At 72.1% G+C, this 25,918-nt stretch carries 26 protein-coding genes; 15 read left to right on the top strand and 11 right to left on the bottom strand.

The features are described 5' to 3' along the window. Window positions 1–172 precede the first annotated feature (172 nt). Window positions 173–838, top strand: a complete 666-nt coding sequence (locus tag ABZ857_RS07150; protein WP_357038850.1) for a DUF305 domain-containing protein — start codon at window positions 173–175, stop codon at window positions 836–838. A gap of 10 nt (window positions 839–848) precedes the next feature. Here the strand turns inward: ABZ857_RS07150 and ABZ857_RS07145 are convergent, their stop codons facing one another. The 6 genes from ABZ857_RS07145 to ABZ857_RS07120 form a co-directional block, all read right to left on the bottom strand. After that, on the bottom strand, window positions 849–2,789 hold the full coding sequence (locus ABZ857_RS07145) for a prolyl oligopeptidase family serine peptidase (protein WP_357038847.1): 1,941 nt from the start codon (window positions 2,787–2,789) through the stop codon (window positions 849–851). 53 nt (window positions 2,790–2,842) lie between these two features. Further along, entirely contained in the window at window positions 2,843–3,580 is a 738-nt protein-coding gene (locus tag ABZ857_RS07140) for a transporter substrate-binding domain-containing protein (RefSeq protein ID WP_357038845.1), read from the bottom strand. Window positions 3,581–3,659: 79 nt separating this feature from the next. Further along, the gene (locus tag ABZ857_RS07135) at window positions 3,660–4,538 is read right to left on the bottom strand and encodes an amino acid ABC transporter permease (RefSeq protein ID WP_357038842.1); all 879 of its coding nucleotides are present in this window, start codon (window positions 4,536–4,538) and stop codon (window positions 3,660–3,662) included. Beyond that, a complete protein-coding gene (locus ABZ857_RS07130) occupies window positions 4,535–5,206 on the bottom strand; it encodes an amino acid ABC transporter permease (RefSeq protein WP_079312030.1) in 672 nt (223 codons plus the stop codon). Before ABZ857_RS07130 ends, ABZ857_RS07135 begins: the two co-directional genes overlap by 4 nt. 33 nt (window positions 5,207–5,239) lie before the next feature. Further along, a complete protein-coding gene (locus ABZ857_RS07125; RefSeq protein WP_357038839.1) occupies window positions 5,240–6,073 on the bottom strand; it encodes a glutamate ABC transporter substrate-binding protein in 834 nt (277 codons plus the stop codon). A gap of 73 nt (window positions 6,074–6,146) precedes the next feature. Continuing rightward, entirely contained in the window at window positions 6,147–6,902 is a 756-nt protein-coding gene (locus ABZ857_RS07120) for an amino acid ABC transporter ATP-binding protein (protein WP_357038836.1), read from the bottom strand. Window positions 6,903–7,074: 172 nt separating this feature from the next. Between ABZ857_RS07120 and ABZ857_RS07115 the strand changes: the two genes are divergently transcribed. Continuing rightward, a complete protein-coding gene (locus ABZ857_RS07115) occupies window positions 7,075–7,719 on the top strand; it encodes a hypothetical protein (RefSeq protein ID WP_357038833.1) in 645 nt (214 codons plus the stop codon). 118 nt (window positions 7,720–7,837) lie between these two features. On the opposite strand, the gene ABZ857_RS07110 is transcribed toward ABZ857_RS07115, so the two are convergent. The 3 genes from ABZ857_RS07110 to ABZ857_RS07100 all read right to left on the bottom strand — a co-directional run bounded on the left by ABZ857_RS07110 (window position 7,838) and on the right by ABZ857_RS07100 (window position 11,404). Next, window positions 7,838–8,476: a response regulator transcription factor gene (locus ABZ857_RS07110; RefSeq protein ID WP_357038829.1), complete on the bottom strand. Its 639-nt coding sequence runs from the start codon at window positions 8,474–8,476 to the stop codon at window positions 7,838–7,840. Next, window positions 8,448–10,598, bottom strand: a complete 2,151-nt coding sequence (locus tag ABZ857_RS07105; protein WP_357038826.1) for a sensor histidine kinase — start codon at window positions 10,596–10,598, stop codon at window positions 8,448–8,450. Before ABZ857_RS07105 ends, ABZ857_RS07110 begins: the two co-directional genes overlap by 29 nt. Window positions 10,599–10,762: 164 nt before the next feature. Next, window positions 10,763–11,404 carry a Uma2 family endonuclease gene (locus tag ABZ857_RS07100; RefSeq protein ID WP_357038823.1) on the bottom strand — a complete coding sequence of 214 codons (642 nt, stop codon included), beginning with the start codon at window positions 11,402–11,404 and terminating at the stop codon, window positions 10,763–10,765. 239 nt (window positions 11,405–11,643) lie between these two features. Here ABZ857_RS07100 and miaB point away from each other — a divergent pair, with 239 nt between their 5' ends. Next, window positions 11,644–13,104 (top strand): tRNA (N6-isopentenyl adenosine(37)-C2)-methylthiotransferase MiaB, encoded by a 1,461-nt coding sequence (miaB, locus tag ABZ857_RS07095; protein ID WP_357039368.1) that lies wholly within the window; start codon window positions 11,644–11,646, stop codon window positions 13,102–13,104. A gap of 177 nt (window positions 13,105–13,281) precedes the next feature. Here the strand turns inward: miaB and ABZ857_RS07090 are convergent, their stop codons facing one another. Continuing rightward, window positions 13,282–14,193, bottom strand: coding sequence for a hypothetical protein (locus tag ABZ857_RS07090; RefSeq protein WP_357038820.1), 912 nt, complete (start codon window positions 14,191–14,193; stop codon window positions 13,282–13,284). A gap of 441 nt (window positions 14,194–14,634) precedes the next feature. Between ABZ857_RS07090 and ABZ857_RS07085 the strand changes: the two genes are divergently transcribed. From ABZ857_RS07085 to ABZ857_RS07075, 3 genes are all read left to right on the top strand, one after another. Beyond that, window positions 14,635–14,973, top strand: a complete 339-nt coding sequence (locus ABZ857_RS07085; protein WP_357038817.1) for a metalloregulator ArsR/SmtB family transcription factor — start codon at window positions 14,635–14,637, stop codon at window positions 14,971–14,973. Further along, entirely contained in the window at window positions 14,970–15,446 is a 477-nt protein-coding gene (locus ABZ857_RS07080) for an SRPBCC domain-containing protein (protein ID WP_357038813.1), read from the top strand. The genes ABZ857_RS07085 and ABZ857_RS07080 overlap by 4 nt, the downstream gene beginning before the upstream one ends. A 71-nt stretch (window positions 15,447–15,517) precedes the next feature. Further along, window positions 15,518–16,468, top strand: a complete 951-nt coding sequence (locus tag ABZ857_RS07075) for a ribonuclease Z (protein ID WP_357038810.1) — start codon at window positions 15,518–15,520, stop codon at window positions 16,466–16,468. Here the strand turns inward: ABZ857_RS07075 and ABZ857_RS07070 are convergent. Further along, on the bottom strand, window positions 16,441–17,232 hold the full coding sequence (locus ABZ857_RS07070; protein WP_357038808.1) for a class III extradiol dioxygenase subunit B-like domain-containing protein: 792 nt from the start codon (window positions 17,230–17,232) through the stop codon (window positions 16,441–16,443). The two genes, ABZ857_RS07075 and ABZ857_RS07070, sit on opposite strands and share 28 nt — an antisense overlap. A 42-nt stretch (window positions 17,233–17,274) precedes the next feature. Here ABZ857_RS07070 and ABZ857_RS07065 point away from each other — a divergent pair, with 42 nt between their 5' ends. The 9 genes from ABZ857_RS07065 to ABZ857_RS07025 all read left to right on the top strand — a co-directional run bounded on the left by ABZ857_RS07065 (window position 17,275) and on the right by ABZ857_RS07025 (window position 25,914). After that, the gene (locus ABZ857_RS07065; RefSeq protein ID WP_357038805.1) at window positions 17,275–17,808 is read left to right on the top strand and encodes a methylated-DNA--[protein]-cysteine S-methyltransferase; all 534 of its coding nucleotides are present in this window, start codon (window positions 17,275–17,277) and stop codon (window positions 17,806–17,808) included. Window positions 17,809–17,836: 28 nt separating this feature from the next. Then, window positions 17,837–18,748, top strand: coding sequence for a tRNA (adenosine(37)-N6)-dimethylallyltransferase MiaA (miaA, locus tag ABZ857_RS07060; RefSeq protein WP_357038803.1), 912 nt, complete (start codon window positions 17,837–17,839; stop codon window positions 18,746–18,748). Window positions 18,749–18,757: 9 nt separating this feature from the next. Then, window positions 18,758–19,570: a diaminopimelate epimerase gene (dapF, locus tag ABZ857_RS07055; RefSeq protein WP_357038800.1), complete on the top strand. Its 813-nt coding sequence runs from the start codon at window positions 18,758–18,760 to the stop codon at window positions 19,568–19,570. Window positions 19,571–19,642: 72 nt separating this feature from the next. Then, a complete protein-coding gene (locus ABZ857_RS07050; protein WP_357038797.1) occupies window positions 19,643–20,410 on the top strand; it encodes a hypothetical protein in 768 nt (255 codons plus the stop codon). Between the two features lie 138 nt (window positions 20,411–20,548). After that, window positions 20,549–22,831 carry a tetratricopeptide repeat protein gene (locus ABZ857_RS07045; protein WP_357038795.1) on the top strand — a complete coding sequence of 761 codons (2,283 nt, stop codon included), beginning with the start codon at window positions 20,549–20,551 and terminating at the stop codon, window positions 22,829–22,831. Between the two features lie 69 nt (window positions 22,832–22,900). Beyond that, window positions 22,901–23,662, top strand: a complete 762-nt coding sequence (locus ABZ857_RS07040; RefSeq protein WP_357038792.1) for a glucose 1-dehydrogenase — start codon at window positions 22,901–22,903, stop codon at window positions 23,660–23,662. Window positions 23,663–23,803: 141 nt separating this feature from the next. Further along, on the top strand, window positions 23,804–23,983 hold the full coding sequence (locus ABZ857_RS07035; protein WP_357038789.1) for a helix-turn-helix domain-containing protein: 180 nt from the start codon (window positions 23,804–23,806) through the stop codon (window positions 23,981–23,983). An 8-nt stretch (window positions 23,984–23,991) separates the two neighbouring features. Then, window positions 23,992–24,945 (top strand): ABC transporter substrate-binding protein, encoded by a 954-nt coding sequence (locus tag ABZ857_RS07030; protein ID WP_357038786.1) that lies wholly within the window; start codon window positions 23,992–23,994, stop codon window positions 24,943–24,945. Window positions 24,946–25,167: 222 nt separating this feature from the next. Then, a complete protein-coding gene (locus ABZ857_RS07025) occupies window positions 25,168–25,914 on the top strand; it encodes an HNH endonuclease family protein (RefSeq protein ID WP_357038783.1) in 747 nt (248 codons plus the stop codon). Window positions 25,915–25,918 lie beyond the last annotated feature (4 nt).

The following is a 25,918-nucleotide window of genomic DNA, read 5'->3' as shown; positions in this document are numbered from 1 at the left end:
GCCGGCGTGACCCATTGCGCGTGCGACAGATCCCGGGGCCCGGCCCAGCCTCCAAAAGATCTACGCGGCGTTTGGGGGACACTAACTGAATCTGGGGTGAATGTGCTATACCCCTACACATCCTCCGGTTTGGCCGGTATCCCCCCAACCGCCAAAGAAGCGAGTGCAGGCCATGATCTCCTCCACCTCGTTCCGGCAGCTTCTCGCGCTCGTGCTCGCCGCTGCCGCGATCAGCGCCTGTACGGCCGAGACCGCCGAACCGCCCAAGGTGAACGTCGTGCAGCCGGGCGCGCCGGGCCAGGGCAGCAAGGTCATGCCTGCCGACGAGGTGCCGGGCTCCGACAGCCGGGAGTACACCGACGCGGACGTGCGGTTCATGCAGGGGATGGTCCGGCATCATTCCCAGGCCCTGCGCATGACCGCGCTCGTCGCCGGCCGCAGCGCGAGCAAGGACCTCCCGCGTTTCGCGAAGCGGATCGAGATCTCCCAGCAGGACGAGATCGACCTGATGGTGCGCTGGCTCAGGACCCGGCTCCAGCAGGTGCCGAGCGTGGGCTCCGGCGCGGGGCACGACCACGGCGGCGCGGCGCTCATGCCCGGCATGCTCAGCGAGGAGCAGTTCGCCGAACTGGAGCAGGCCAAGGGGGCGCGGTTCGACCGGCTCTTCTACGAATACATGATCCAGCACCACCTGGGAGCGCTGACGATGGTGGAGCGGCTCTTCGGCGACGGGGGAGGCGAGGAGTCGGAGATCAACCAGTTCGTCACCCATGTCGACGCGGACCAGCGCATCGAGATCGACCGGATGCGCACGCTTCTCTCGGGGACGGACGGGTGACCGGCTCCGTTCACCGGAAGATCTGCAGGTAGAACGACAGCTCGGCGGCGAGCGCCGCCGCCTTGGTCTCCAGCCGCCGGAACCCGTGGGCCTCGCCCTCGAACGTCAGATAGGTGCAGGGCACGCCCCGCGCCATCAGGCGCTCGGCGAACGCCCGCGACTGGGCCGGCGGCACGACCGGGTCGGCGAGCCCCTGCATGAGCAGCATGGGACAGTTCACCTGGTCGGCCCGGGCCAGCGGCTCACGCTCGCCGTACCGGTCCTCGGGACCGACCAGCCACTCCACGTACCGCGACTCGAAGTCGTGGGTGGCCGCGACGAGCGGCGCGAGCGCACTGACGCCCGCCACCGAGACGCCGCCCGCGAAGACGTCCGACGCGCCGCAGGCGGCCATGACCGTCCACCCGCCCGCGCTCCCCCCGCGTACGGCGATCCTGCCGGGGTCGGCGAGGCCCTCGGCGACCAGCCACTTCGCCGCGGCCACCACGTCCTCCACGTCGGTCACGCCCCACCGGCCGCGCAGGCGCTCCCGGTAGGCCCGGCCGTACCCGCTGGATCCGCCGTAGTTGACGTCGATCACGCCGATGCCGCGGCTGGTGAAGAACGCCTTCTCCAGGCTGAGCTCGCTCGTCGCGTGCGCGGTCGGCCCGCCGTGCACGAACACGACGTACGGCGCGCCGCCCTCGTCCGCCTGCTGCGGCGGATACAGGTACGCGTGCACGCTCGTGCCGGACGCGGTGTCGAACTCCACGGCCCCGAACTCCACGGCCCCGAACTCCACCGCACGGGGCATCGGGAGGACTGCGGCGCCGGGAAGCTCGTCGATCTCTCGCCGCACCGCCTCCGCGCCGCCGGCGGCGGGGTCGATCCGGACGACCGAGCGCGGCGCGTCCGGCCCGTAGCCGATGCCCACGAGCACGTCGCCGTCCGCGTCCAGCACCGGCGCCCACCCCGGGTAGGGGACGTCGAGGTCGGTCAGCGTGCCCGTCTCCGGGTCGAGGACGCCCAGGCGCAGGTCGCCGCGCCCGTGCAGCACGGCGAGTCGCCCGTCGCCCAGCGCGGCGTACGGCAGGCCGCCGAGCTGCCACAGCGGCCCGGCGAACTCCTCCTCCGCCGGGCAGAGGGCCTCGCACGACGAGCCGGACATGTCGGCCCGGTAGAGGTTCCACCAGCCGGACCGGTCGGAGATGGCGTACAGGCGCCGCTCGTCGCACCACAGCGGCGCGAGGACCGACTCGGCCGGCCCGCCCATCACCGTCCACGTGGCGCCGTCGGACAGCCGCGTGACCCGCAGCTCGGTGCCGGTCCAGGGCATGCGCGGGTGGTTCCAGCAGATGTAGGCGAGGTGGCTGCCGTCGGGGGACGGCGTGGGCGACGCGTAGAAGTCGCTGCCGGCGACCCACTCGGCGATCTCGCCGGCCCCGGTCGGCTCCACGGACACGATCGAACGGGTGACCGTGGCGTCCTGGTGGTGGCGTTCCCTGACGCACCACACCCGCGGGCCGTCCGGGCCGCCCGCGCCGTCCTGGACCCGCAGGTCGGCATAGCGCAGCGCGCCCGGCTCGTCGGGCTCCGGCGTGATCGGGCGGGGCCGCTCCGTGCCCAGGCCCGGCTCGCCGCCGGCGCGGGGCCGGGCGAGATAGAGCCGCTGGTCGGGGTGGTGCGCGAAGACGATCCCGTGGCCGGGGACGACGGCATAGGACCGCCCGCCGTACTCGTGGACGCGCGTACGGGCGTCCCAGGGCGCGGGAAGCAGGTCGGTGAGGGCGCCGTCGGCGGCCCGGTGGACGACCGTACGGCGGCCGCCCTCGGCCGGGCGGTCCTCCTCCCACCACGTCTCCCGCCCCAGCACGGTCGGGAAGCCGAGCCGCAGACCGGTGCGTGCGACGTCGGTGGTGGAGATGGGCGACGGCCGTGGCGAGAACGGCCTCGGGCCAGGCGTGGGGGGCATGACCGCATCCTGCCGGACGGGCCCGCTCCCGGGGGCGGGAATGCGGCAACCCATCAGTCGAGGGACGGGGGAGTGGTGTAGCGGGTGGCGAGCGCGCCGAGCTGGTCGATGACCGTCCGCTTCCAGGTGCCGTCCTCGAACATCCGGCGCAGCGCCTCCTCGACCTGGTCGCGCAGCGCGGGCGTTCCGGTGGCGATGCCGTACTTCTCCGTGGCCAGGGGCCTGCCGCTGAACCGGAACCTGCCGGGGTACTGCGCCGAAAGCCCGGCGAGCACGGGGGCGTCGGCCACGATCGCGTCGGTCCGGCCGGAGGCCAGCAGCGGCGCACAGGCCGCGGGCAGGTTCGCCTCGGCGAGGAAGAACTGCCGCCACCGGGTGCCGAACCTCTTCACGAGCGGTTCGGCGGACTCCCGCGTGGCGCAGACGCGTTTGCGGGCGAGGTCGCGCGGGCGGCGGATGGACAGGTCGCCGGCCCGGACGAGGATGTCGGTGCTGGTGACGAGGTAGGGGCCGGCGACGTACCGGGAGCCCGGCGGGCCGGTGGCGCCGACGACGAGATCGGCCCGCGTGGGGTCGAGCGTGTAGACGACCTGGTCGTCGCGGTAGCCGAGCGCCCGGGCGACGTACTGCGCGACCTCGACGTCGAAGCCGGTGTAGCGCCCGTCGGGGAGCCGGGTGACCAGGCCCGGCTGCCCGGGACGCACGCCGACCACCAGCGTGCCGTCGTTCCCGCACCCGCCGGTCAGGAACGCGGCCGCCAGGACGCCGACCACGGCAACGCCACGCCACACGCGCTCAATATCGAGGTCGCACGCGTCCCTCCGCCAGCAGCGACACGGCAAAGATCCCTTGACCCGCGAGCCCTACAGGTCAGCGCATCAACGCGACCTCGCCGCCCGCGGCCTCCTCGGCGGCGGCCGGGTCGGCCGCGACCTTGCGGCTGCGCCTGCTGCGCCGCTCCAGCCAGGTGGCGAGGTAGCCCAGCGCCAGGTTGATCGCGATGTAGACCGCCGCGATGACGATGACCGAGGGGATCAGGTTGGCGTAGTTGGCCGGCACCACGCGGGCGCCCGCGTTCAGCAGGTCGGCGTACGCCACGACGAACCCGAGCGCCGTGTCCTTGAGCAGCACCACGAGCTGGCTGACGATCGCGGGCATCATCGCGGTGACCGCCTGCGGCAGCAGGATCAGCCGCATCACCTGGTTCTTGCGCAGGCCGATGGCGGATCCGGCCTCGGCCTGGCCGCGCGGCACGGCGAGGATGCCCGCGCGCACGATCTCGGCCAGGACCGACCCGTTGTAGACCGTGAGACCGAAGACCACGGCCGCGAACTCGGTCACGACCAGCCCGGCCAGGCTCCCGCCGTACTGGGCGAAGAAGATCAGCATGAGCACCGGGACCGCGCGGAAGGCCTCGACGACCACCGCGGCCGGGATCCGCACCCAGCGGTGATCCGACAGGCGGGCGATGCCGAACACGGCCCCGAACAGCAGCGCGAGCACCGCGGCGACCGCGGCGGCGGCCAGCGTGTTGAACAGGCCGGGCAGGATCAGCTCGGTCCAGGTGTCGGCCCGCAGGAACGGCTGCCACAGGTTGCCGTCCCACTGGCCCTTCTCGTCGAACTTCGCCCACACGAAGTACGCGACCAGCAGCAGTACGACGCCGAACGCGAGCGTCAGCACGTTGTTGCGCAGGCGGGCCCGCGGGCCCGGGACGTCGTAGAGGACGCTGGCGCCGCGCTCGGTCATCGGACCACCGCCAGGCGGCGGGCCAGCCGGCCGGACAGCAGGTTCATGGGAAGGGTCAGCACGACGAACCCGGCGGCGAAGCCGAGGAAGATGGGGATGATCGCGTCTCCGTGGGCGTCGAACAGGTTCTTCATCCGCAGCGCCGCCTCCATGACGCCGATCGCGGCCGCGACCGTCGTGTTCTTGACCAGCGCGTTCAGCAGGCTTCCGAGCGGCGCGATGACCGTGCGCACCGCCTGGGGGAGGATCACCAGGCGGAGCGTCTGCAGGAACGTCAGCCCGATCGCCCGGGCCGCCTCCGCCTGCCCGAGCGGCACGGTGTTGATCCCGGACCGCACGACCTCGCACACGAAGGCGGAGGTGTAGGCCGACAACCCGATGATCGACAGCCAGAAGCTGTTGAGCGACAGGTCGTCCCGGGAGAACTGGACGTTCATCACCGTGCCCAGGCCGAGACCGCAGAACACGATGATCAGTGTGAGGGGCGTGTTGCGCAGCACGTTGACGTACAGCGCGCCCGCCCCTCGCAGCACCGGCAGCGGACTGACGCGCATGGCCGCCAGCACGATCCCCCAGACCAGCGAGATCACCCCGCTGACCACCGTGAGCTTCACCGTCAGCCAGAACGCGCCGAGGATGACGGGAAGCTCGTCGACGACGGCCTCCACCGCCGGCCTCCTTCCAGTGCCGCTATCGGTGCTCTAGTACCTTTCGACGGACGGCGGCGAGGTGAAGTACTTGCCGAACTCGCCGAGGTTGGCGTCGAGGGCCTTGCGCCAGCTGCCGTCCTTGAAGAACTTCTCGATCGCGTTGTTGATCGCGTCGCGGCCGGCCTTGTCGTCCAGCTTGATGCCGATGCCGTACTTCTCCTCGCTGAACGGCTGGCCGATCAGCTTGAACTGGCCGGGGAACTGGGCGGCGAAGCCGGCGAGGATCGTCGCGTCGGTGGAGATGGCGTCGACCTGCTTGTTCTGCAGCAGCGGCAGGCACGCGCCGTAGCCCTGCTGCTGGGTGAGGTTCTTGGACTCCCACTCCGCGCCGAACTTCTCGGCGAGCCGCTTCGGCGACGACGAGCCCTGGGCGCCGCAGACCTTCTTGTCCTTGAGGGAGTCGACCCCGGTGATCGAGGTGTCGTCGGCACGGACGAGGATGTCCTGCCCGGTGACCAGGTACGGCCCGGCGAAGGAGATCTTCTTCTTGCGCTCGTCGGTGATGGAGTAGGTCGCCACGACCATGTCCACCTGGCCCTGCTGGATGAACGGCTCACGGTTGGCCGACTGGGCCTCCTTGAACGTGATCCCGCTCTCCGGCACGCCGAGTTCCTTGGCGACGTACTTCGCCACGTCGACGTCGAACCCGCCGTAGCTGCCGTCGGGCTTCTTCAGCCCCCAGCCCGGCTGGTCGATCTTGATGCCGATCACGAGCTTCTTGTCGTTCTTGGCCTTGTCGGCTATCGAGTCCGCACCGGAGTTGCCGCAGGCTGTCAGGCCTGTGGCCAGGGCGGCCAGCGCGAGCAGGCCGGCTCCGAATCGCATCCGCGTCACCTTTCGCTTCTTGTGGAGCTTGTCGTGAGCTGGGATCAGTGAGCTGGGATCAGTGAGCTGAGGATCAGTGAGTGAGGATCTTGGAGAGGAAGTCGCGGGCGCGCTCGGTGCTCGGCTGGGTGAAGAACTCCGAGGGCGTCCCCTCCTCGACGATCTGGCCGTCGGCCATGAACACGATCCGGTTGGCCGCCCGGCGGGCGAAGCCCATCTCGTGGGTGACGACCATCATCGTCATGCCGTCCCTGGCCAGGCCGGTCATCACGTCGAGCACCTCCTGGACCATCTCGGGGTCGAGGGCCGAGGTGGGCTCGTCGAAAAGGATCATCTTGGGGTCCATGGCCAGCGCGCGGGCGATGGCCGCGCGCTGCTGCTGGCCGCCGGACAACTGGGCGGGATACTTGCCCGCCTGTGAGGCGATGCCGACCCGTTCGAGCAGTTCCATGCCCCGCTGCTCGGCCTGCTGCCGGGAGATCTTCCGGACCCTGGTCGGGCCGAGCGTGACGTTCTCCAGGATCGTCTTGTGGGAGAAGAGGTTGAAGGACTGGAACACCATCCCGACCTCGGAGCGCAGGCGGGCCAGAGCCCTGCCCTCCGCGGGCAGCTCCCGCCCGTCGAAGACGATGGTCCCGGTGTCGATGGTCTCCAGGCGGTTGATCACCCGGCACAGCGTCGACTTGCCGCTGCCGGACGGGCCGATGACGACGACCACCTCGCCCCGGCCCACGCTCAGGTCGATGTCCCTGAGCACATGCAGGGGACCGAAATGCTTGTTGACTCCCTCCAGCCTGACAAGCGGGTCGGAACCACTGATCTCCGTCATGGTCAACAACGTAGGGGGGTCAAGGCTGCAGAGTCACTAACGGGCCGGTACCGAATAGATCACATCCCGGCTGCTCAGGACATCACTCCCGGTTTGTCCGTACGCCCGCCCATGCGGCCCGGGACGCGGTTCCGCTTGGCTCCTGCCGACCTCTCGTCGTGCAGGAGCACAGATGCTGAAAAATCCCGATCTGTTCCGTAAGACCGTCGCGGGAACCGCCATGCTGGCGTGGCCCGTCCTGCTGGGCCTGGCCTTCCTGACCTCGCCGCCGGGCACCGAGCACGATCCCGCGGTGTTCCGCGCCGGCCCCGTGCAGGTGCAGGCCAGCGCGCTGCTGTTCCAGTGGGCGACCGTCTGCCTGGTCCCGGTGATCCTCGGACTCGCCCATCTGCTGCGCCGCCGCGCGCCGCGTACCGGCAACATCGGCGCGGCGGTCGGACTGACCGGCGCGGTCACCGCCGCCTGCCTGTTCATGACCGACTTCTACGACCTGGCGCTGGCGCTCAGCCTCCCGGACGCCACGGCCGTCCGGGTGACCGAGGTGGCCGGCGCGCTCGGCGGGTTCGTGTACGGCGTCCTCCTGCCGGGCTTCCTCACCCACGTGGGCCTGCTGGTGCTCCTGGCGGGCCTGGCGGCGGTGCGGCGGGCGTCGTGGTGGGTGCCGGTGGCGGCGCTCGCGGGCGTCTGCGGGCCGTTCCTCACGATGGAGCAGCCGCCGGCCGTTCAGGCCATCGGGTCGCTGTTCCATCTCGCCGCTTTCGGCGCGGTCGCCCTGAAGGTTCTGCGCATGCCCCTGGATGAGTGGCGCGCCTCGTGAGCCGGTTCTCGTCCTCCGGCGCTGAGGTCCTCGCGACTCAGCGCGAAAGCCACGCGAAGAAGCCAGAATCCAAGCAGGCCGCCGGCCCACGTCCACGACGCGCAGGTTGACGGTCAAGCTAGAGGCCCGAATCCCTGGCCCGCATGATCGCCTCGGCGCGGTCGGCCACGCGCAGCTTCGCGAAGATGCTGGACACGTGGTTGCGCACGGTCTTCTGGCTCAGCCCGAGCCGGGCCGCGATCTGGACGTTCGTCAGGTGGCCCGCGACCAGGCCCAGGATCTCCCGCTCACGCGGGGTGAGTTCGGGAAAGCTCGGCTCCGGCTCCCTGCCGAGGCCGGAGAAGTAGCCCATCAGCCGTCCGGCGAGGGCGGGGCCGAAGATCGCCTCGCCCTCGGCCACGGCCCGGATCGCACGCACGAGTTCGGCCCGCCGGGCACCCTTGAGCACGTACCCGCGCGCTCCTGCGCGCAGCGCCGCGAAGACCGCGTCGTCGTCGTCCGCCATGCTGAGCACGAGGACCCGCACGTGCGGGTTGTCCCTCGTGATCCGCTCCGTCGCGGCCACCCCGCCCATGCCGGGCATGGCGAGGTCCATCAGCACGACGTCGGGCTGCACGCGGGGAAGGAGGGCGAGGGCCTGCTCGCCGCTCGCCGCCTCGTCGGCGACCTCCATCTCCTCCACCGGCCGCAGGAGCGCGCGGAGCCCCGCACGGAAGGCCGCGTGGTCGTCAACCAGCAGCACGCGGATCGGCTCCATCGCCCGCCTCCCGTCTCGTGTCCCGCACCGTTCTCTGCGCCGTGTCGTGGGCCGTGTCCCGCACCGTGTCCCGCGCCCTGTCCTGCACGGCGTCGTGGGCCGTGGTCTGGCCCGTGTCGTGGGCCGTGTCGTGGGCCGGGAGGCGGGCCAGCACCCGCGTCCCGCCCCCGGGCCGCGGGCCGATCACGCAGGTGCCGCCGAGCTCGGCCGCCCGCTCGCGCATCGACGCCGTGCCGACCCCCGACCGGGTGGGCGCCGCTCCGCCGTCCGCGTACGGCTCGCCGCCCTCGTCGGCGACCTCCACTTCGAGCACGCCGTCGCCGGTCATGCCGAGCCGTACGCGCACCCGCCCGGCCCCCGCGTGGCGGCGCGCGTTCGCCAGCGCCTCGGCCACGATCCGGTACGCCGCCACCTCCACGGCCGCGGGCAGCACCGGGAGAGCCCCGTCGATCTCGGCGTCGACCTCGACGCCGGGCAGCCGGGCCGCGTGCGACCTGATCGCCCCGGCCAGGCCCAGCGTGTCGAGGGCCGGTGGCCGCAGCCCCTCCACCAGCGTCCGCACGTCGGCCATCGCCGTGCGGGCGTCCGTCATGATCTCTTCGAGCATCGCCAGGGCGTCCGGATCGCGCACGATGTCCTGCACGGCCTCCGCCCGCATGGTCAACGCCGCCAGGGTCGGCCCGAGGCCGTCGTGCAGGTCGCGGCGTAGCCGCCGCCGCTCCTCCTCGCGGGCCGTCACCAGCCGTTCGCGCGAGCGCTGCAGGTCCGCCGACAGCCGTACGGCGTGCACGGCGATCCCCGTCTGCCGGGCGAGGTCGGCGAGAACCCGGCGGTCCCTGGCGCCGAGACCGCTCTCACCCGGGCGCGGGGACAGGACCAGCTCGCCCACCGGCTCGCTCCGGTGCAGGAGCGGCAGCCGTACTGTGCCGGAGGAGGGCATGCCGTACGCGTGGGTCGGTCCACCGGCGACCTCGACCGCGACGTGCGGCAGGCGCAGCGCCTCCGCCACCGACCTGGCCGCCGCGGCGAGCACCGCACCCGGCTCCGCCGCCTCCTCCAGGCGCCTGCCCAGCAGGGCCAGCGCCGCGTACGGGTCGTCGCGTCTGCCGTACATCACCAGGTTGACGGCGCGTTGCAGCCGCTCGCGCAGCGGCGCGAAGACCAGGGCGACCACCCCGGCGGCGGCCACCGACACCGGCAGCCCGTCCGCCGCGCGGAACACGGCCCCGAGATAGGTGACCACGAGCACGTAGCCGCCGAACACGCACGCCGACAGCAGCACGTAGACGAGCGTGCGGTTGATGACGAGGTCGATGTCGAACAGGCCGTGCCGCAGCACCGCCACCGCGGCGGCGGCCGGGAGCAGGCAGGCCGCGAACGTCCCGAGGAGCTCCCAGAAGGGGCTGGTGACGGGCCAGATGGAGCGGGGGTCGCCGTCGGACAGCCCCGCGGCCAGCCGCCCCGCGACGATCAGTCCGGCGAGTCCTGCGGCGTAGGCGAGCCACTTGAGCTGGACCCGTTCGTCGGCGTCTCCGCGCCGGGCCCGCCGTACGAGACCGGCCGCGCCCGCCACGAACAGGGCGCCCATGAGCCCGGTCGTCAGCGGCTCGACGAACGGGGAGACGGCGGCGAGCGCGGGAACCGCGAGCGGGTTGGGAAGCGGGGTGCCCCAGCCGAGCTGGTGGCTGGGGCCGGGCAGCAGGGCGCTCAGCGCGGTCATCAGCGCGGCGACCGCGGCGAGCACCCACAGGGCCGCCCGCCACCCGGGCGAGGCCGGCCGTCCCGACGGGAAGAACGCCGGCACGGCGGCGACCGACAGGTTGGCGGGGACCCACAGCCACGTCTGCGGCCAGGCCATCGGGGTCGCGAGCGGCAGCCCGGCCAGCGCGTAGTGCCCGGTCGCGTCCAGCAGCGCGAAGCACAGGCCGCAGGCCGCCATCAGCCACCCGACGACGTTGCCCGGACGTGCGGCCGTGATCAGGCCGCCGACCAGCGCGCAGGCGGCGACGAAGAGGAGGTGGCTCTGGGCGAACAGCCCGGCGCCGTTGCGGTGGCCGAGCACCAGGGCCGCGACGACCAGGAGCAGGCTGAGCACGCACACCGCCCATCCCGTACGCCGCACCGCCTGTTCCTTCCCGCCCGCCTCCGGCGCGCCGCCTTTCCGCGCGCCTCAGGGGTCGGGGCCAGGCTAACGACCGATATGCCCGGACGGACAGGACGATGTCCCAGGACATTCCCGTACGAGCCGGGCGGGACCGCACGGCGGCGGCCGGAGAACCCCCGGTGTCACACTCGCGCGAGCGCCTCGGGGTCGACGGTCACCTTGAACGGCTCGGCCACCGCGACCGCCTCGCCGGCCCCGACCCGGTGGGTCAGCTGGTATTGGCCGTTCTCGTCGAGCCGATGAGTGAGCACCACGGGGAGACGATCGGCGGCCTGCCCGCGGAAGGGGTGGGTCTCGACCCGCCAGAAACAGGGGATGCCGGCCTCGGCGTACTTGGCGGGCTTCACCACTCGATCGGTCATGGTGGTGGACCGCGAGACGATCTCCACGACCAGGCGCACCCACTCAGGCCGGACGACCGACGCGCCCTCGCGGATCGGCTGTCTTTCCACGGCCATGACGTCAGGGATGACCCCGGGTCTGCCGTCGAGAAGCAGTCCGGTCGCCGTGATCACCACCAGATCCCGGGGCGCGGCCTCCTGGAGGGCCGCACGCAGGTTGTCGCCGATCCACTGGTGCATCGGGAGCGGTGCGGGGGACACGATGAGACTCCCGTCGATGAGCTCGTAGCGGCTGCCGTCGTCCGCCTGCGCGTTGAGCTCGAACCACTCCTCGACACCCAGCTCACCTGGGACCCGCCAAGGGCTCCTGGCCGCCCGCGCCTCGTGGGCCTGCATCGGCGCCTCCGTGGATCGTGCGGGCATCGCCATCGAGGCTCACCTCTCAGCAATAGGTCCGTTCTCAGTGTCGCATGCGTTCGTCGTCGCACTCTATCGTCACTCTGTGTGCTTCGTTGAATGCGCAATGCTGCCGGTACGGGTGGGGGTGGGGAAGCGCCTACCCTTGTAGTGCGATGACTGCGACCACACAGACTGTGACGACACAGGGCGCCGAAGGCGCGACGACGACACAGGGCGCCGAGGGCGCGACCCGGACCTACGAGGTGCGGACCTACGGCTGCCAGATGAACGTGCACGACTCGGAGCGGCTGTCCGGGCTGCTGGAGGACGCGGGATACGTCCGCGCGGCCGAGGGGGAGACGCCGGACGTCGTCGTGTTCAACACCTGCGCCGTACGCGAGAACGCCGACAACCGGCTCTACGGCAACCTGGGCCATCTGCGGCCGATCAAGATGGCCCGCAAGGGCATGCAGATCGCGGTCGGCGGGTGCCTGGCGCAGAAGGACCAGGGCGAGATCGTCCGCCGCGCCCCCTGGGTGGACGTCGTCTTCGGCACCCACAACATCGGGTCGCTGCCGGTGCTGCTGGAGCGGGCCCGGATCGCCGAAGAGGCCCAGGTCGAGATCAAGGAGTCCCTGGAGACCTTCCCCTCCACGCTGCCGAGCCGCCGCGAGTCGGCCTACGCGGCCTGGGTGGCGATCTCGGTCGGGTGCAACAACACCTGCACGTTCTGCATCGTGCCGTCGCTGCGCGGCAAGGAGAAGGACCGCCGTCCCGGCGACATCCTCAACGAGGTGCGCACGCTCGTCGACCAGGGCGTCCTGGAGATCACCCTGCTCGGCCAGAACGTCAACACCTACGGCGTGGAGTTCGGCGACCGGCTGGCGTTCGGCAAGCTGCTGCGGGCCTGCGGGGATATCGAGGGCCTGGAGCGGGTCCGCTTCACCTCGCCCCACCCGGCCGCCTTCACCGACGACGTGATCGCCGCCATGGCCGAGACGCCGAACGTGATGCACCAGCTGCACATGCCGCTGCAGTCCGGCTCCGACCACGTCCTCAAGGCCATGCGCCGGTCGTACCGGTCCGAGCGCTACCTCGGGATCATCGAGCGGGTCCGGGCCGCCATGCCGGACGCCGCGATCTCGACCGACATCATCGTGGGCTTCCCCGGCGAGACCGAGGAGGACTTCCAGCAGACCCTCGACGTCGTGCGGCAGTCGCGCTTCGCCAACGCGTTCACGTTCCAGTACTCCATCCGCCCCGGCACCCCGGCCGCGACGATGGAGGACCAGGTGCCCAAGGCCGTCGTCCAGGAGCGGTACGAGCGGCTGGTGGCCCTCCAGGAGGAGATCTCCTGGGAGGAGAACAGGAAGCAGGTCGGGCGCACCCTGGAGGTGCTGGTCGCCGAGGGTGAGGGCCGCAAGGACGACGCGACCCACCGCCTGTCCGGCCGCGCGGCGGACAACCGCCTCGTCCACCTCGCCGCCGCCGATGCCGCGGCCGACGCCCGTCCCGGCGACATGGTCACGGTCGAGGTGACCTACGCCGCGCCGCACCACCTGGTGGCCGACAAGGTCCTGTCCGTACGGCGGACCCGCGCGGGCGACGCCTGGGAGGCCCGGCAGGCCGCCCCGCAGCGGGGCAACGCGGTCAGCCTGGGAATGCCCACCATCGGCCGTCCCGCTCCGCTCCCCGCAGAGCCGCCCGCCTGCTCGGCCGTCTGATCTGCCGCGGGCCGAGCGCCTGACCGCGACGCCCGCCGGAGGAACGGTGCCCGACCTCGGCTCGGAGGGGCCGGCGGTCCCGCACCGCTTCCGGCGAGGGCACGGTTCGGCGGTTTTGCGTTGCTTCCGGCGACGGCAGGTTCGCCGTTTCCGGAGGCGACGGCCGGTTCTCCCGGATCACCGGGCGAGGCGGCGCAGAACCTCGTAGCAGTAGTCGCGCCGCAGGTCGTCGAACCGCAGGCAGGGGTCCTGGATCCGGGCGCGGGTCGTGCCGTCCGCCTCGGCGCGGGGCACGCCCGCGTTCCGCGCGCCGGTGTCCCGTGCAGCCGAGTTCGGGGTCGCGGAGTTCCGGGCCGCCGTGTCCTTGGCCACGGTGTCCTTCGCCGCCGTGTTCTTGCCCGCCGTGTTCGTGCCCGCTGTGTTCCCGGCCGCCGGGTCGCCGGTCACGGAGCCACGTGCGGCCGGCTTCGGGGTGTCCGGCGGCGCCATCCGGGCGGGTCGCGGCCGGTGCGCTTCCCCCGTCCCGGAGCGGGCCGCCGTACCGGTTGAGCCGCCTCCGCCGCGCCGCGCCGACGAGATCGGCGAGGGCGGCGAGGGTGGCGAGGGTGGCCGGGATCGCGAGGAGGGGTTCGCCGCCCGCGGACGGCGTTCGGGCGATCGCGCCGCTCCGGTCTCGTGCCCGGGCGATCGCGCCGCTCCCGCCTCGTGACCGGGCGGCAGCGCGCCGCGCTCACCAGCCGCCCGGTCTCGCTCCGGGCCGTCTCGTGTCGCCGCTTCTTCCGCCGTCTCCTCCCGGCGCTCCGGCGCGGGATCTCCGGAGGTGCGCGGCGCGGCGTGGGGCGGCGGGTAGAAGGGGCCCGCGGCGGGGAGTCCCGGTGCCGGCCGAGAGCGGGCGTCCAGGGGCTGATGTCGTCCGAGACGCAGATCGGCGGCCACCGGCCTGCCGGTAGGGGACGCCGGGTTCTGGCCGGGCAGGACGGCCAGCACGACGCCGAGTCCGGCGATCGCGGTCACGCCGACCACGCCCGTCAGGGCGAGGACGGGATGACCGTCGCGCCGGTGCCGTGGAGTGGGGGAGAAATCCGGCAAGGTCGTATTCTTCCATGCGGCGGTCTGTCGCTTCCGATTTCCCCAGTCTGCCTGTCGCGTATGAATTTCAGCGCCGGTTTTCCCGATTTCTGGGAACTCCAGATATGTCATCTCGGGAAGAATCCGGTGAAATATCCGTGTTATGTGTTTGCCCTGACCAAGTCGTGCCGATCAAGCCTTTCACATGCCGATCGCGTCAGACGGGAATCGTGAAACCGGACGCCCTCCAGCGAAGGCGGTGGCCCTCTCGTATTCGTCTCGGGTGCTCGGACTGTTGTCCGTATTCGAGGAGCGGTCGCCGTTCTGTGTCGCCTCGTGTGAACCGGACGGTGACCGGACGCGGCGTCCGGGCGGACGGTGGTGTCCGGCCACCGAGTCCGCCGGCCCGACTCGACACTTAGCCCTTGCGCTAACTATCCTCTCGCCTGGATACTTAGCCTCATGGCACAGCATTCGGCGCAACTCGACGGCGTGTTCGTCGCCCTCGCCGACCCGACCCGGCGAGCCGTCGTCCGGCGCCTCGGCCGCGGGCCCGCGAGTGTCGGCGACCTCGCCCGGGAGTTCCCGATGACCCTCCCCTCGTTCATGAAGCACGTACGGACGCTCGAATCGAGCGGGCTCATCCGCACCGTCAAGTCCGGACGGGTGCGCACCTGCATGCTCAACCGCGAGCGACTCGCCCTCGTCGGCGATTGGCTCGCGGAGCAGCGCCGGATCTGGGAGGAGCGCACCGACCGCCTCGAGCGGTTCGTCACCGACCCGAAGGAGAACAGTCAGTGAATCCCGACCTCGACCTCGGCCTGGAGCGGATCATCCGCGCGCCGCGCGCGAGCGTGTGGAGCGCCTGGACCGACCCGTCCCGGCTCGAGCAGTGGTGGGTCCCGGCTCCGACGCGCTGCCGGGTGGACCGCCTGGACCTACGGCCCGGCGGGGCGTTCGTGACGCGGCTGAGCGACGACGGAGCGGCGTTCGTCCCGCACCTGGACGCGTGTTTCCTCGCCGTCGACGAACTCGAGCGGATCGTGTTCACCAACGCGGTCGACAGCACATGGCGTCCCGCGAATCCCGCCCCGGTCGTGATGACCGCCACGATCACTATGAACGACCACCCGGACGGCACGGACTACCGGGTGGTCGTCCGGCACGGCGACCCGGAGAGCCGCGCTCATCACGAGAAGCTCGGCTTCGCCGAGGGCTGGGGTTCGGTCACCGGCCAGCTGGCCGCTTTCGCCGAGAGCATGAACGGGAGCTGAAGATCACCCTGGTGCGGCGGTCGCCTCCTCTCGTGGGAGCGAGAGCGGGGCGAACGCCTAGCATCGGCGGTGTGTCCGTTCGTGAACTGGTCGTCCTCGGCACCTCCAGCGCGGTGCCCACCCGCCACCGCAACCACAACGGTTACCTGCTGCGCTGGGACGGTGAGGGCTTCCTGTTCGATCCGGGCGAGGGCACGCAGCGGCAGATGCTGCACGCCGGCGTGAGCGCCCATGACGTCACCTGGATCTGCGTCACCCACTTCCACGGCGACCACTGTCTGGGGGTGCCCGGCGTGGTGCAGCGGATCGCCAGGGACAAGGTGAACCACGAGGTGCGGGCGGCCTACCCGGCGAGCGGGGAGATCTACTGGCGCAGGCTGCGCAACGCGTCGGCCTTCGCCGACACCGATGTGATCATGCCGCGGCCGGTCTCCGGCGAGGTGGTCCGCTGGCCGTCGGGGCCCGTGACGCTGACCGCCCGGCCGCTGTCGCATCCCGTCCAGTCGTACGGCTATCGGGTGGACGAGCCGGGCGGGCGCCGCATGCTGCCCGGGGAACTGGCCAGGCGGGGCGTGCGCGGACCGATGATCGGGGAGCTGCAGCGGCGCGGGTCGCTCACGATGCCGGACGGCTCCGTCGTGACGCTGGACGAGTGCAGCGCTCCCAGGCCTGGCCAGAGCGCCGCCTTCGTGATGGACACCCGCCTGTGCGACGGCGCGTTCGCCCTGGCCGACGGTGTGGACCTGCTGGTGATCGAGTCGACGTTCCTGTCGGAGGAGAGCGCGATGGCCGCGCAGTACGGGCACCTGACGGCGGCCCAGGCGGGCCGGATCGCGGCGGCCTGCGGGGTGCGGCGGCTGGTGCTCACGCACTTCTCCGAGCGGTACACGACGGCGGACGAGCCGCGCTTCGTGGACGAGGTGCGCAAGTCCTACGCGGGGGACATCGTGACGGCGCGCGACCTCATGCGCGTCCCCGTGCCGAAGCGTGCGGACTACCAGGTCCAGCAGGCGACGAAGTAGCCCACACCGTACGGCGCGCCGTCGTACGGCAGCTCGGAGGCGGCAGGCGGGGGCGCCCCCCGCGCCGCGCCGCCGAGCACCTGGAAGGCCGCCCGGCCCGCCGCCCACATCTCCCGCGCCTCGCCCGGGTCGAGGCCCAGCAGACGATCGGCGTCGCCGGAGGCGAACGCGCCGGCGAGCATGCGGTCGTACGGCACGGCGCCAGGGTGCACGTAGCCGGGCGCCTTCTCGGTGAGCCTGGCCGAGCCGTCACCCATGACCAGCAGCGCGACCCGACGTGCCGAGTCCGCCAGGCGCCGGCCCAGCGCGGCGCACTCGGCCGGCGACGCGTCGAACCCGACCGCCTCGAACCGCAGGACGGGAAGCCCGGCCGGTGCCGTGCCGCCCGGCGCCGGGCCATCCGGAGCGGCGTCCGGGGAGGCCCCGCCGGCCGGCAGCGGACCGGCCGCGGCGTCGGAATCCGCGCCGCACGCCCGCTCCACCAGCCAGCGGCCGATCGTGAGCGACAGGGGCAGGACCGGCTCTCCCTCGCCCACCCGCACGCCGGGGCCCCACGGGCGCAGCGACCCCGCCGCGTCACCGGGGAAGGACGCGGTGACGTCCGCGCCGCCGATCACGGCCAGCACGTCGGGGCGGGCGTCCACGAGCGAGCCGACCGCGGCGGCACAGGCCGAGCGCAGGTCGTCGAGTTCGGGTGCGGCGGCCCCGGCGACCTGCGGGACGAGCAGCGGAGGATGCGGGCAGACGGCAGCGGCGACCAGCACCCGATCACCCTACCTCGCCCGGTCACGCGCAGAATGGGACGCATGGACAGCAGCACGGTGGCGTTCGCGGCCGTACCGACCCGGCTGGGCGACGTGCTCGCCGCCGTCACCGAGGACGGGGTCGCCGCGACGCACTTCCGGGACGGGCCCCAGCTCAGGGAGCGCATCGCCGACCGCCTCGGGATGGCCGTCGCCGACGACCCGGTCCGTACGGCCGTCGCGAGGCAGGAGCTGGCGGCGTACTTCCGGGGCGAGCTGAAGGATTTCCGCGTCCCGGTCGACTGGCGGCTCATGTCGCCGCTCCAGCGGCAGGTCCTCGGCACGTTGTTCGCCACCGTCCCGTACGGCGAGGTGGTGACGTACGGGGAGCTGGCGGAGCGGAGCGGCACGGGGGTCCCGGCGCGGGCCATCGGCTCGATCATGGGCGCCAACCCGATCCCGATCATCGTGCCGTGCCACCGGGTCGTCGCGAGCAACGGGCTCGGCGGCTTCAGCGGCGGCGAGGGGGTGGAGTCCAAGCGGTGGCTGCTCACCCTCGAAGGCCACCTGCCGCCCACCCTCGACTGGGACATGTGACCTCCCCGCCGCTGGGACACTGGAGGGTGTGGGGCAACTACCTGTGATCGCCGTCGTGGGCGCGACCGCGGCGGGCAAGTCCGACCTGGCGGTCGAGCTCGCGCTCCGCCTGGGCGGCGAGGTGATCAACACCGACTCCATGCAGCTCTACGAGGGCATGGACATCGGCACGGCCAAGCTCTCGGCGCGGGAGCGGCGCGGCGTGCCCCATCACCTGCTGGACATCTGGCCGGTGACGCGGACCGCCAGCGTGGCCGAGTATCAACGGCTCGTCCGCCCCCTGATCGAGGACCTGCGCTCCCGCGGCCGGGTGCCCGTGCTCGCGGGCGGCTCCGGTCTCTACGTCCGCGCCGCCATCGACGACCTGGAGTTCCCGGGGACCGACCCGGACGTGCGGGCCCGGCTGGAGAAGGAGCTCGCCGCGACCGGCCCGGCGCCCTTGTACGAACGGCTCAAGGGCCTCGACCCGGTGGCCGCGGAGAACATCCTGCCGAGCAACGGCCGCAGGATCGTCCGGGCGCTGGAGGTCATCGAGCTGTCCGGGCGGCCGTTCTCGGCCACGATGCCGTCGTACGACGCGGTCTACGACAGCGTGCAGATCGGCGTCGAGGTGCCGCGGCCGGTTCTGGACGAGCGGATCGAGCGCAGGGTCGCCCTCATGTGGGAGGCCGGGCTGGTGGACGAGGTGCGCGCGCTCGCCGCGCGCGGCCTCGCCGAGGGCAGGACCGCCAGCCGGGCGCTCGGCTACGCGCAGGTGCTGCGCTTCCTCTCCGGGGAGTGGACCGAGGAGCAGGCACGGGAGGAGACGGTGCGCGCCACCCGCAGGTTCGCCCGGCGGCAGGAGTCGTGGTTCCGCCGCGACCCCCGGGTGGTGTGGCTGCCGTTCGACGCGCCCGACCTGGCCGACCGCGCGATCGGCGTGATCACCGGCGCCTCCTAGACTTCTGCCATGCGGTTTGTGAAGGGCCACGGCACCGAGAACGACTTCGTCATCCTGCCGGACGCCGACGGCACGCTGGACCTGTCCGCGCGGGACGTCGCGGCGCTGTGCGACCGGCGCGCGGGCATCGGCGCCGACGGGGTGCTGCGCGTCGTGCGCACCAAGCTCTGCCCGGAGGTGGCCGGGCAGGCCGGCGAGGCCGAGTGGTTCATGGACTACCGCAACGCGGACGGCGGCATCGCCGAGATGTGCGGCAACGGCGTCCGGGTCTTCGCCCGCTACCTCGTGGACGCGGGCCTCGCGGCGCCCGGCGAGTTCGCCGTCGCCACCCGCGGGGGCGTCAAGCGCGTACGGCTCGGCGCGTCGGGCGACGTGACCGTGGACATGGGCAGGCCGCGGGTGCTGGGGGAGAGCCGCGCCGTCATCGACGGGCGCGAGTGTCGCGGCGTGAACGTGAACATGGGCAACCCCCACCTGGCCTGCGTGGTGGAGGAGCCGGTGGCCGGGTTCGACCTCGGCCGCGAGCCGGACTTCGACCGCGAGGTCTACCCCCAGGGTGTCAACGTCGAGATCTTCAACGCCGTGGGCGACCACAAGGTGTCCATGCGGGTGCACGAGCGGGGCTCGGGGGAGACGCGCTCGTGCGGCACCGGGGCCGTCGCGACGGCCGTCGCCGCCGCCCGCGCCGCGGGGGAGACCACCGGCACCTGGGAGGTCCGGGTCCTCGGCGGCACGGTCACCGTCACGCTGGAGGAGGACACGAGCTACCTGTCCGGGCCCGCCGTCCTCGTCGCCTCGGGCGAGTGGCCCGCCGTCCTCTGATCGTTTCAGGAACTTGCAGAACCTTGTTCTGATCCGCCACCCTGGGTCTGGAGATTAGACCGAGGAGGGCGCATGGACCCGCGTGACGCGGTGGTGGAGACGAAGGCGGCCATCGGGGCCCTCGGCGGGGGCTTCATGCTCTCCCGGGAGGTCAAGGCGCTCTGCGAGCGCCACGGCCTCGGTCCACGGGAGATGTACTTCCGGGGCAGGTGCGGCGTCCTCGGCGAGGTGGACGCCGATGTCGTGCTCGCGGCGGTCGTCTTCTTCCCGGCCGGGCACGTCCGCGAGTCGTGGGAGGGCGGGCGCGAGCTCCCGGCCGAGGAGGCCGCCGCGCTCTACGCCGGGGCCTGTCACGACTGGGGGCGGCGCAGGCTCGCCGGGCTCGGGAAGGCCGACCGGCTGGCGGAGCTGCTCGCCGCCGTCGCCGACGGCGCGGACCCGTTGTGCGCGCCGCTGTTCGCCGGATGGCGGGCCATGCCGCGGCCAGGCGGCGGGCCTGCCCTGGCCGCCCACCTGCTCCACGTCGTACGGGAACTGCGCGGCGCCCGGCATGCGACGGGCGTGGTGGCGCTCGGTCTCGACCCGCTGGAGGCCACCCTCGTCGGCGCGGACAACACCGGGACTCCGATCCCGTACGACCGCACCTCCGACGTGGCCCGTTTCCTCGCCTGGCCCGAGCCGTACCCGGAGCCGCCGGCGGAGGCGGCGGAGCGCAGGGCCAGGGCGGAGGAGCTGACCGACGATCTCGTCGCCCGCGCGTACGCGGCGCTCGGCCCGGCGGAGCTCGCCGAGCTCTGCGGCCTGCTGCGGGAGGCGTCCCAGGCGGCCCGCGCACGCTGACGCGCCCGTACGCCGAAGGCCGCCTGCTGTTTCGGGCCGGCGTGTTGTTTCGGGCTGGCGTGTTGTTTCGGGCCGGTGTGCTGTTCGGGTCGGCGTGCTGTTTGGGTCAAGGTCGGCGACCTGGCAGACTGACTGCTCATGGACGTGGACATCTGGGCCTGGGTCGGTGGCACCCAGCGTGAACTGCACGAGGCGGGCAACACGGGGCTGGCCATGGCGCTGGGTGACGTGCCCGCGCAGGCGCTGGAGGGCCGTTTCACCCAGCTCGACGTCGTGGCGCCGGCGATCGCGCAGCACGCCGAGACCCTGGAGAAGCCGTGGCTGGAGTTCTTCGCGCGCTACTGGCACCTGATCGGCCGGGTCGGCGACCGGGCGATCGGCGCGGTCGCGCTCGACGACGCCGCCGCGCTGACGGAATTCGCCCAGCGTGACGACGTCCGCGACTGTCCGGCCGCCCCCGGCGCCGTGGAGGCCCTGGCGATGGCCCAGGCCAACACCGACGGCCCCGGCTACGCCGAGACCCGGCTGGCCGCCCTCGGCGCGGCCCTCGACGGCGTCGGCCCGGACTCCCTCGCCTTCTCCGGCCTGGCCACGCAGTACGTCACGGCCCTGATCGACGCGGGCCAGGCGGCCGAGGCCGTCGCGTACGCCGAGGCGGCGGTCGAGCGCCTGCGCGGCCGGGAACGCGAGGCGAGCTGGGAGCTGGGCGCCGCCTCCGCGCGGGCGCTGCTCGCCGCCGGACGCCCTGACGACGCCTTGGCCGCGCTCGACGCCTCGACCGGCTTCAAGCCGGACGACCCGGTCGCGAAGGGCCGCCGTGAGGCCCTGCTCAGGTCGCAGGTGCTGGCGACCCTCGGCCGTCTGCAGGAGGCCGTGGACGCCCTGCCCGACCTCGACGTGGTGGGCGACCACGCGCGTGAATGGGTGGAGTGGGCGCGCACCGTCCGCATGCTCGTCTCCGGCGGCTCGATCGCCAACACCTGGCAGCTCGGCCGCATCCTGCGCCAGTGGATCGCCTACTTCGAGAGCGTCGGCGGCCACCGCGCCCGGTTCGAGCTCGCACTGACCGCCGGACACCTGGCGGTGGCCCGGCAGGGCCTGTGGCAGGCCCGCCTGCTGGCCGACTACGCCGAGGCCGCGATCGCCGACCTCCGCGTCACCGAGGGACTGGCCGAGCGGGTGGCCGAGCTGCGCGCCGCGGCCGACGCCGCCAAGGAGCTGCCGCCGCCCGGCCCCCGCGACGAGCTGGTGGCCTACTTCGACGCCGCCGACGGCCGCACGGCCGACCCCGAGCGGTGGGTGGGCTGGCTGTGGCCGCTGTCCGGCACCGATCTCGAGGCCACCCGGCGTCACACCACGACGCTCGGGTTCCTCGGGTACGCCCCGGTGGGCGCCGACATCTACTGGAAGACGATCGTCGAGGACGGCGACCCGGCCGCCGCCGACGACGAGGACATCTCCTACCTCACCGGCCTGCTCATCGAGGCCCAGCAGGACGAGCGGGTGGAAACCCTGGCGGCCCGGCTGCCGGAGACCCGTTCGCACCTCGCGCTCGCCCGGCTCCACCGCGCGCGCGAGCGGTGGGAGGAGACGGCGGCCGAGGCCGAGCAGGCGGTCGCCCACGAGGGCGGGCTGGAGGCGCGCCGCCTGTGGTCGGGCGCCGTCCAGCAGCTCGGCGACAACGCCAAGGCGGCAGAGATCCTCAGGCCGCTGCTCGACTCCGGCGAGGGCGAGGAGGAGGACGTCTGGCGGCTCATCGTCCTGTCCACCGCCGTGGAGGACTGGGCGACCGTGCGCGCCGCGGGCGCCAAGCTCGGCATGCCGATCGAGCCGGGAGAGGGCCCGATCGAGGAGGAGTGGCACCTGGTCCGGGTGATCCTCCCCGCCCCCGACGGCACCCAGCGGGAGGTGCTCGCCGTACGGACCGGCCCGGCCACCGCCCGCCTGGCGATCCCGCAGCCGCGCGGCATGGAGTACAACGCGGGCGACGTCGTCGTGATCGACCCCCGGCCGCTGGAGCCGATCCCGGAGAACGAGCAGGAGCGGGAGAGCTTCGTCATCCCGTTCGCCGGGGTGACGATGCTGCGCCCGGGCGGCTACACGAGCTGGTTCTTCGACGGCGCGGCGCCCTCCGAGGACGAGTGGGCCGAGTTCAACGAGGTCCTCGCCGAGCGAGGCTGGCCGATGTGGGTCTACAGCGACGAGAACTACCGCGTGACCCACCCGGCCACCGGTGAGCAGCTTCCCGGCGTGTTCGGCTGGATCGCGATCCCGCCCAGCGTGCGGCCGGCGGAGCTGGACGCCGTTCTCGACGACGTCACGGAGCAGTGGTCCCACCCGCTGGCGTGGCTCGACCTCGCCCGCGAGGTGGGCATCGAGGCCGAGCGGCATGAGCGTATCTCCAAGGAGTACGGCCTCTGATCCGCCCGCCCCACAACCTGGCGAAACCTTGCTCTAGAGTCGGGTTCGATTCTTGAGCGAGGAGGCGGCGTGATCCTGGACCGGTTCCGTCTTGACGGCAAGGTGGCCATCGTGACGGGGGCCTCGTCGGGGCTTGGCGTCGCCTTCGCCAGGGGCCTGGCGGAGGCGGGCGCCGACGTGGTGATCGGGGCCCGCCGTGCCGAGGGCCTGGAGCGGACCCGGCGGCTGGTCGAGGAGACCGGCCGCCGCTGCCTGGCGGTCCTGACCGACGTGTCGGTCCCCGAGGAGTGCCAGGCCCTGGTCGACGCGGCCATGGCCGAGTTCGGCCGCGTCGACGTGCTGATCAACAACGCGGGCGTCGGCACGGCCGTGCCCGCCCTGCGGGAGACGCCCGGCGAGTTCCGCCGCGTGCTCGACGTCAACCTGAACGGCACGTACTGGATGGCCCAGGCCTGCGCCCGGGTCATGCGGCCGGGCTCGTCGATCGTCAACATCGGAAGCGTGCTCGGCGAGACCACGGCCGGGCTGCCGCAGGCGGCCTACAGCGCGTCGAAGGCCGCCGTCGCCGGGCTCACCCGCGACCTCGCCCAGCAGTGGACCTCGCGCCGGGGCATCCGGGTCAACTGCCTGGAGCCGGGCTTCTTCGACTCGGAGATGACCGAGCAGTATCCTGGAGGCTACCTCGACCGCATGCGGGAGCAGCGGGTCCTGATGAAGCGCTCGGGCGACCCGGAGGAGCTCGCCGCCGCCGCCGTCTTCCTCGCCTCCGACGCCGGTTCGTACGTCACGGGTGCGGTCATCCCGGTGGACGGCGGAATCCTCGTCACCTGACACCGCCGCCCGGCGGACCGGCCCTCCTCACCTGACACCGCCGCGCCCTCACCGCCCGGTACGCCCCCCGGACGGGGATGCGCCATGCCTACTTGTTCTAACGCTGCGTAGTCGCCGATCAACCGATGGTAAAACCATGACGTGCGGCTCCGGTGTGACCTCCGCCTCTGCCCGGCCTCCGGCCGGCGGGCCGTGCCGGCCGAGGCGTTCGGGTGCGCGCGGGTGGTGTTCAACGACGGGCTGCGCGCACGAACCGACGCCCACGTGGCCGGGCCGCCGGGCCCCGCCGCTCACGTTCGCCGCCCGTACGACATCAGGTGAGGTCAGATATGAGGATCCGTGTCCTTGCCGGCGTGCTGACGCTCGCGCTGGCCATGACCGCCTGCGGTGGCGGGAGTTCGGACGGCGCCGCCGGGGCGGGCGCCGGGGGCGGTACGAAGACCGTGCGACTGGCGATCAACGCCTGGACCGGCTACGAGGCCAGCGCCGCGGTCGTCGCCTATCTCCTGGAGCACGAGCTCGGCTACAAGGTCGAGAGGATCGAGAGCGGCGAGGCGGACTCCTGGAAGGGCTTCGAGAAGGGGACGGTCGACGTCGTCCTGGAGAACTGGAACCACCCAGAGCTGAAAAAGGAGTACATCGAAGACAAGAAGGTCGCGATCACCGCGGGTGAGAACGGCAACAAGGGCGTCATCGGGTGGTACGTCCCCGAGTGGATGGTCCAGAAATATCCAGACATTACGGACTGGCGCAACCTGGTCAAGTACAAGGACCTGTTCAAGACCGACAAGAGCGACGGCCTGGGCCAGTTCCTCGCCGGCGACAAGTCCTTCGTGACGAACGACGAGGCGCTCATCAAGAACCTGAAACTGCCGTACAAGGTGGTCTACTCCGGCAGCGAGGACGCGCTGATCGCGGCGGCCCGCAAGGCCACCGAGGACGAGACCCCGCTGCTGATGTACTTCTACGAGCCGCAGTGGCTGTTCAACCAGCTCAAGCTCGTCAAGATCAACCTTCCGCCGTACGCGATCGGGTGTGACGACGACGTCAAGACGATCAAGTGCGACTACCCGCCGTACCTGCTCGACAAGGTCGTCAGCGTGAGGTTCGCCCAGACCGGCGGCAAGGCGTACGAACTGATCAAGAACTTCGCCTGGACCAACGACGACCAGAACGCCGTGGCCTACGACATGGCCGAGAACAAGATGAGCGCGGAGAACGCCGCCCGCAAGTGGGTCGAGGCCAACAAGATCGTCTGGCAGGACTGGATCCCGGCCATCTGATCCACCGGGCCTGGTCGAGGGGCGTGGCGCGCACGGCGTGCCACGCCCTTCGCCTTTCCCGCGGCTCTCCGCCGCCGGCGACTGCGAGACGTCCACCGGTCCGCTCGCGGGCGCGCGTGCGCGCCTCCTTTGCCATCTTTTTGCACTTTGCTATATCTGGGGGGGATATTTCATTACCTAGGGGTGGCAGTGGGCGGGCGTGGTATCCGGTTGATCGCCGGAATGTCGGTTGTGGTGGCCGTACTGGCGGGTTGCGGACCGGCGCTGGATCCCAGTGGCGACCTCACGGACCTGGGCAGCGGCACGAGCGGCGGCGCGAAGGGCGGTTCGGGGACGGGGCAGGGCGTCAATCCGCTTGACAACCCCGACGGCACCGGCCCCGGCCTGAAGGCCATCACGTCGGACAAGGACCGGGCGAAGGCCCGCGAACTGATCGACAAGGTGGCGACGAAGGGCCGGGGGTCGAAGACCGGCTACGACCGCGACAAGTTCGGCTACGCCTGGGCCGACAACGTGGACGACGTCCCGTGGGGGCGCAACGGCTGCGACACCCGCAACGACCTGCTCAAGCGGGACGGCCGGGACCTCAAGTATCGCAGCGGGTCGAACTGCGTCATCGTCTCCATGACCCTGTACGACCCGTACACCGGCAAGACCATCGACTGGAGCAAGTCGCACGCGGCGGAGGTCCAGATCGACCACGTCATGCCCCTGTCGTACGACTGGCAGATGGGCGCGTCGCGGTGGAGCGAGAGCAAGCGCAAGCAGATCGCGAACGACCCGCTCAACCTGATCCCCGTGGACGGCTCCACGAACGGCTCCAAGGGCGACTCGGGCCCGGCCACCTGGCTGCCGCCCAGCCGTGACATCCGCTGCTCCTACGCCGTGCGGTTCGCCCAGGTCGCCCTCAAGTACGACCTTCCGGTGACCTCCGCCGACAAGGCGGCCATGCTGGAGCAGTGCACGTAGGTCG

Origin of the sequence: Microbispora sp. NPDC046933 (assembly GCF_040644635.1) — a bacterium.
Taxonomy (GTDB): Bacteria; Actinomycetota; Actinomycetes; order Streptosporangiales; family Streptosporangiaceae; genus Microbispora.
Note: the sequence above shows the minus strand (reverse complement) of the source record. Positions and strands in the feature narration are given on the sequence as shown.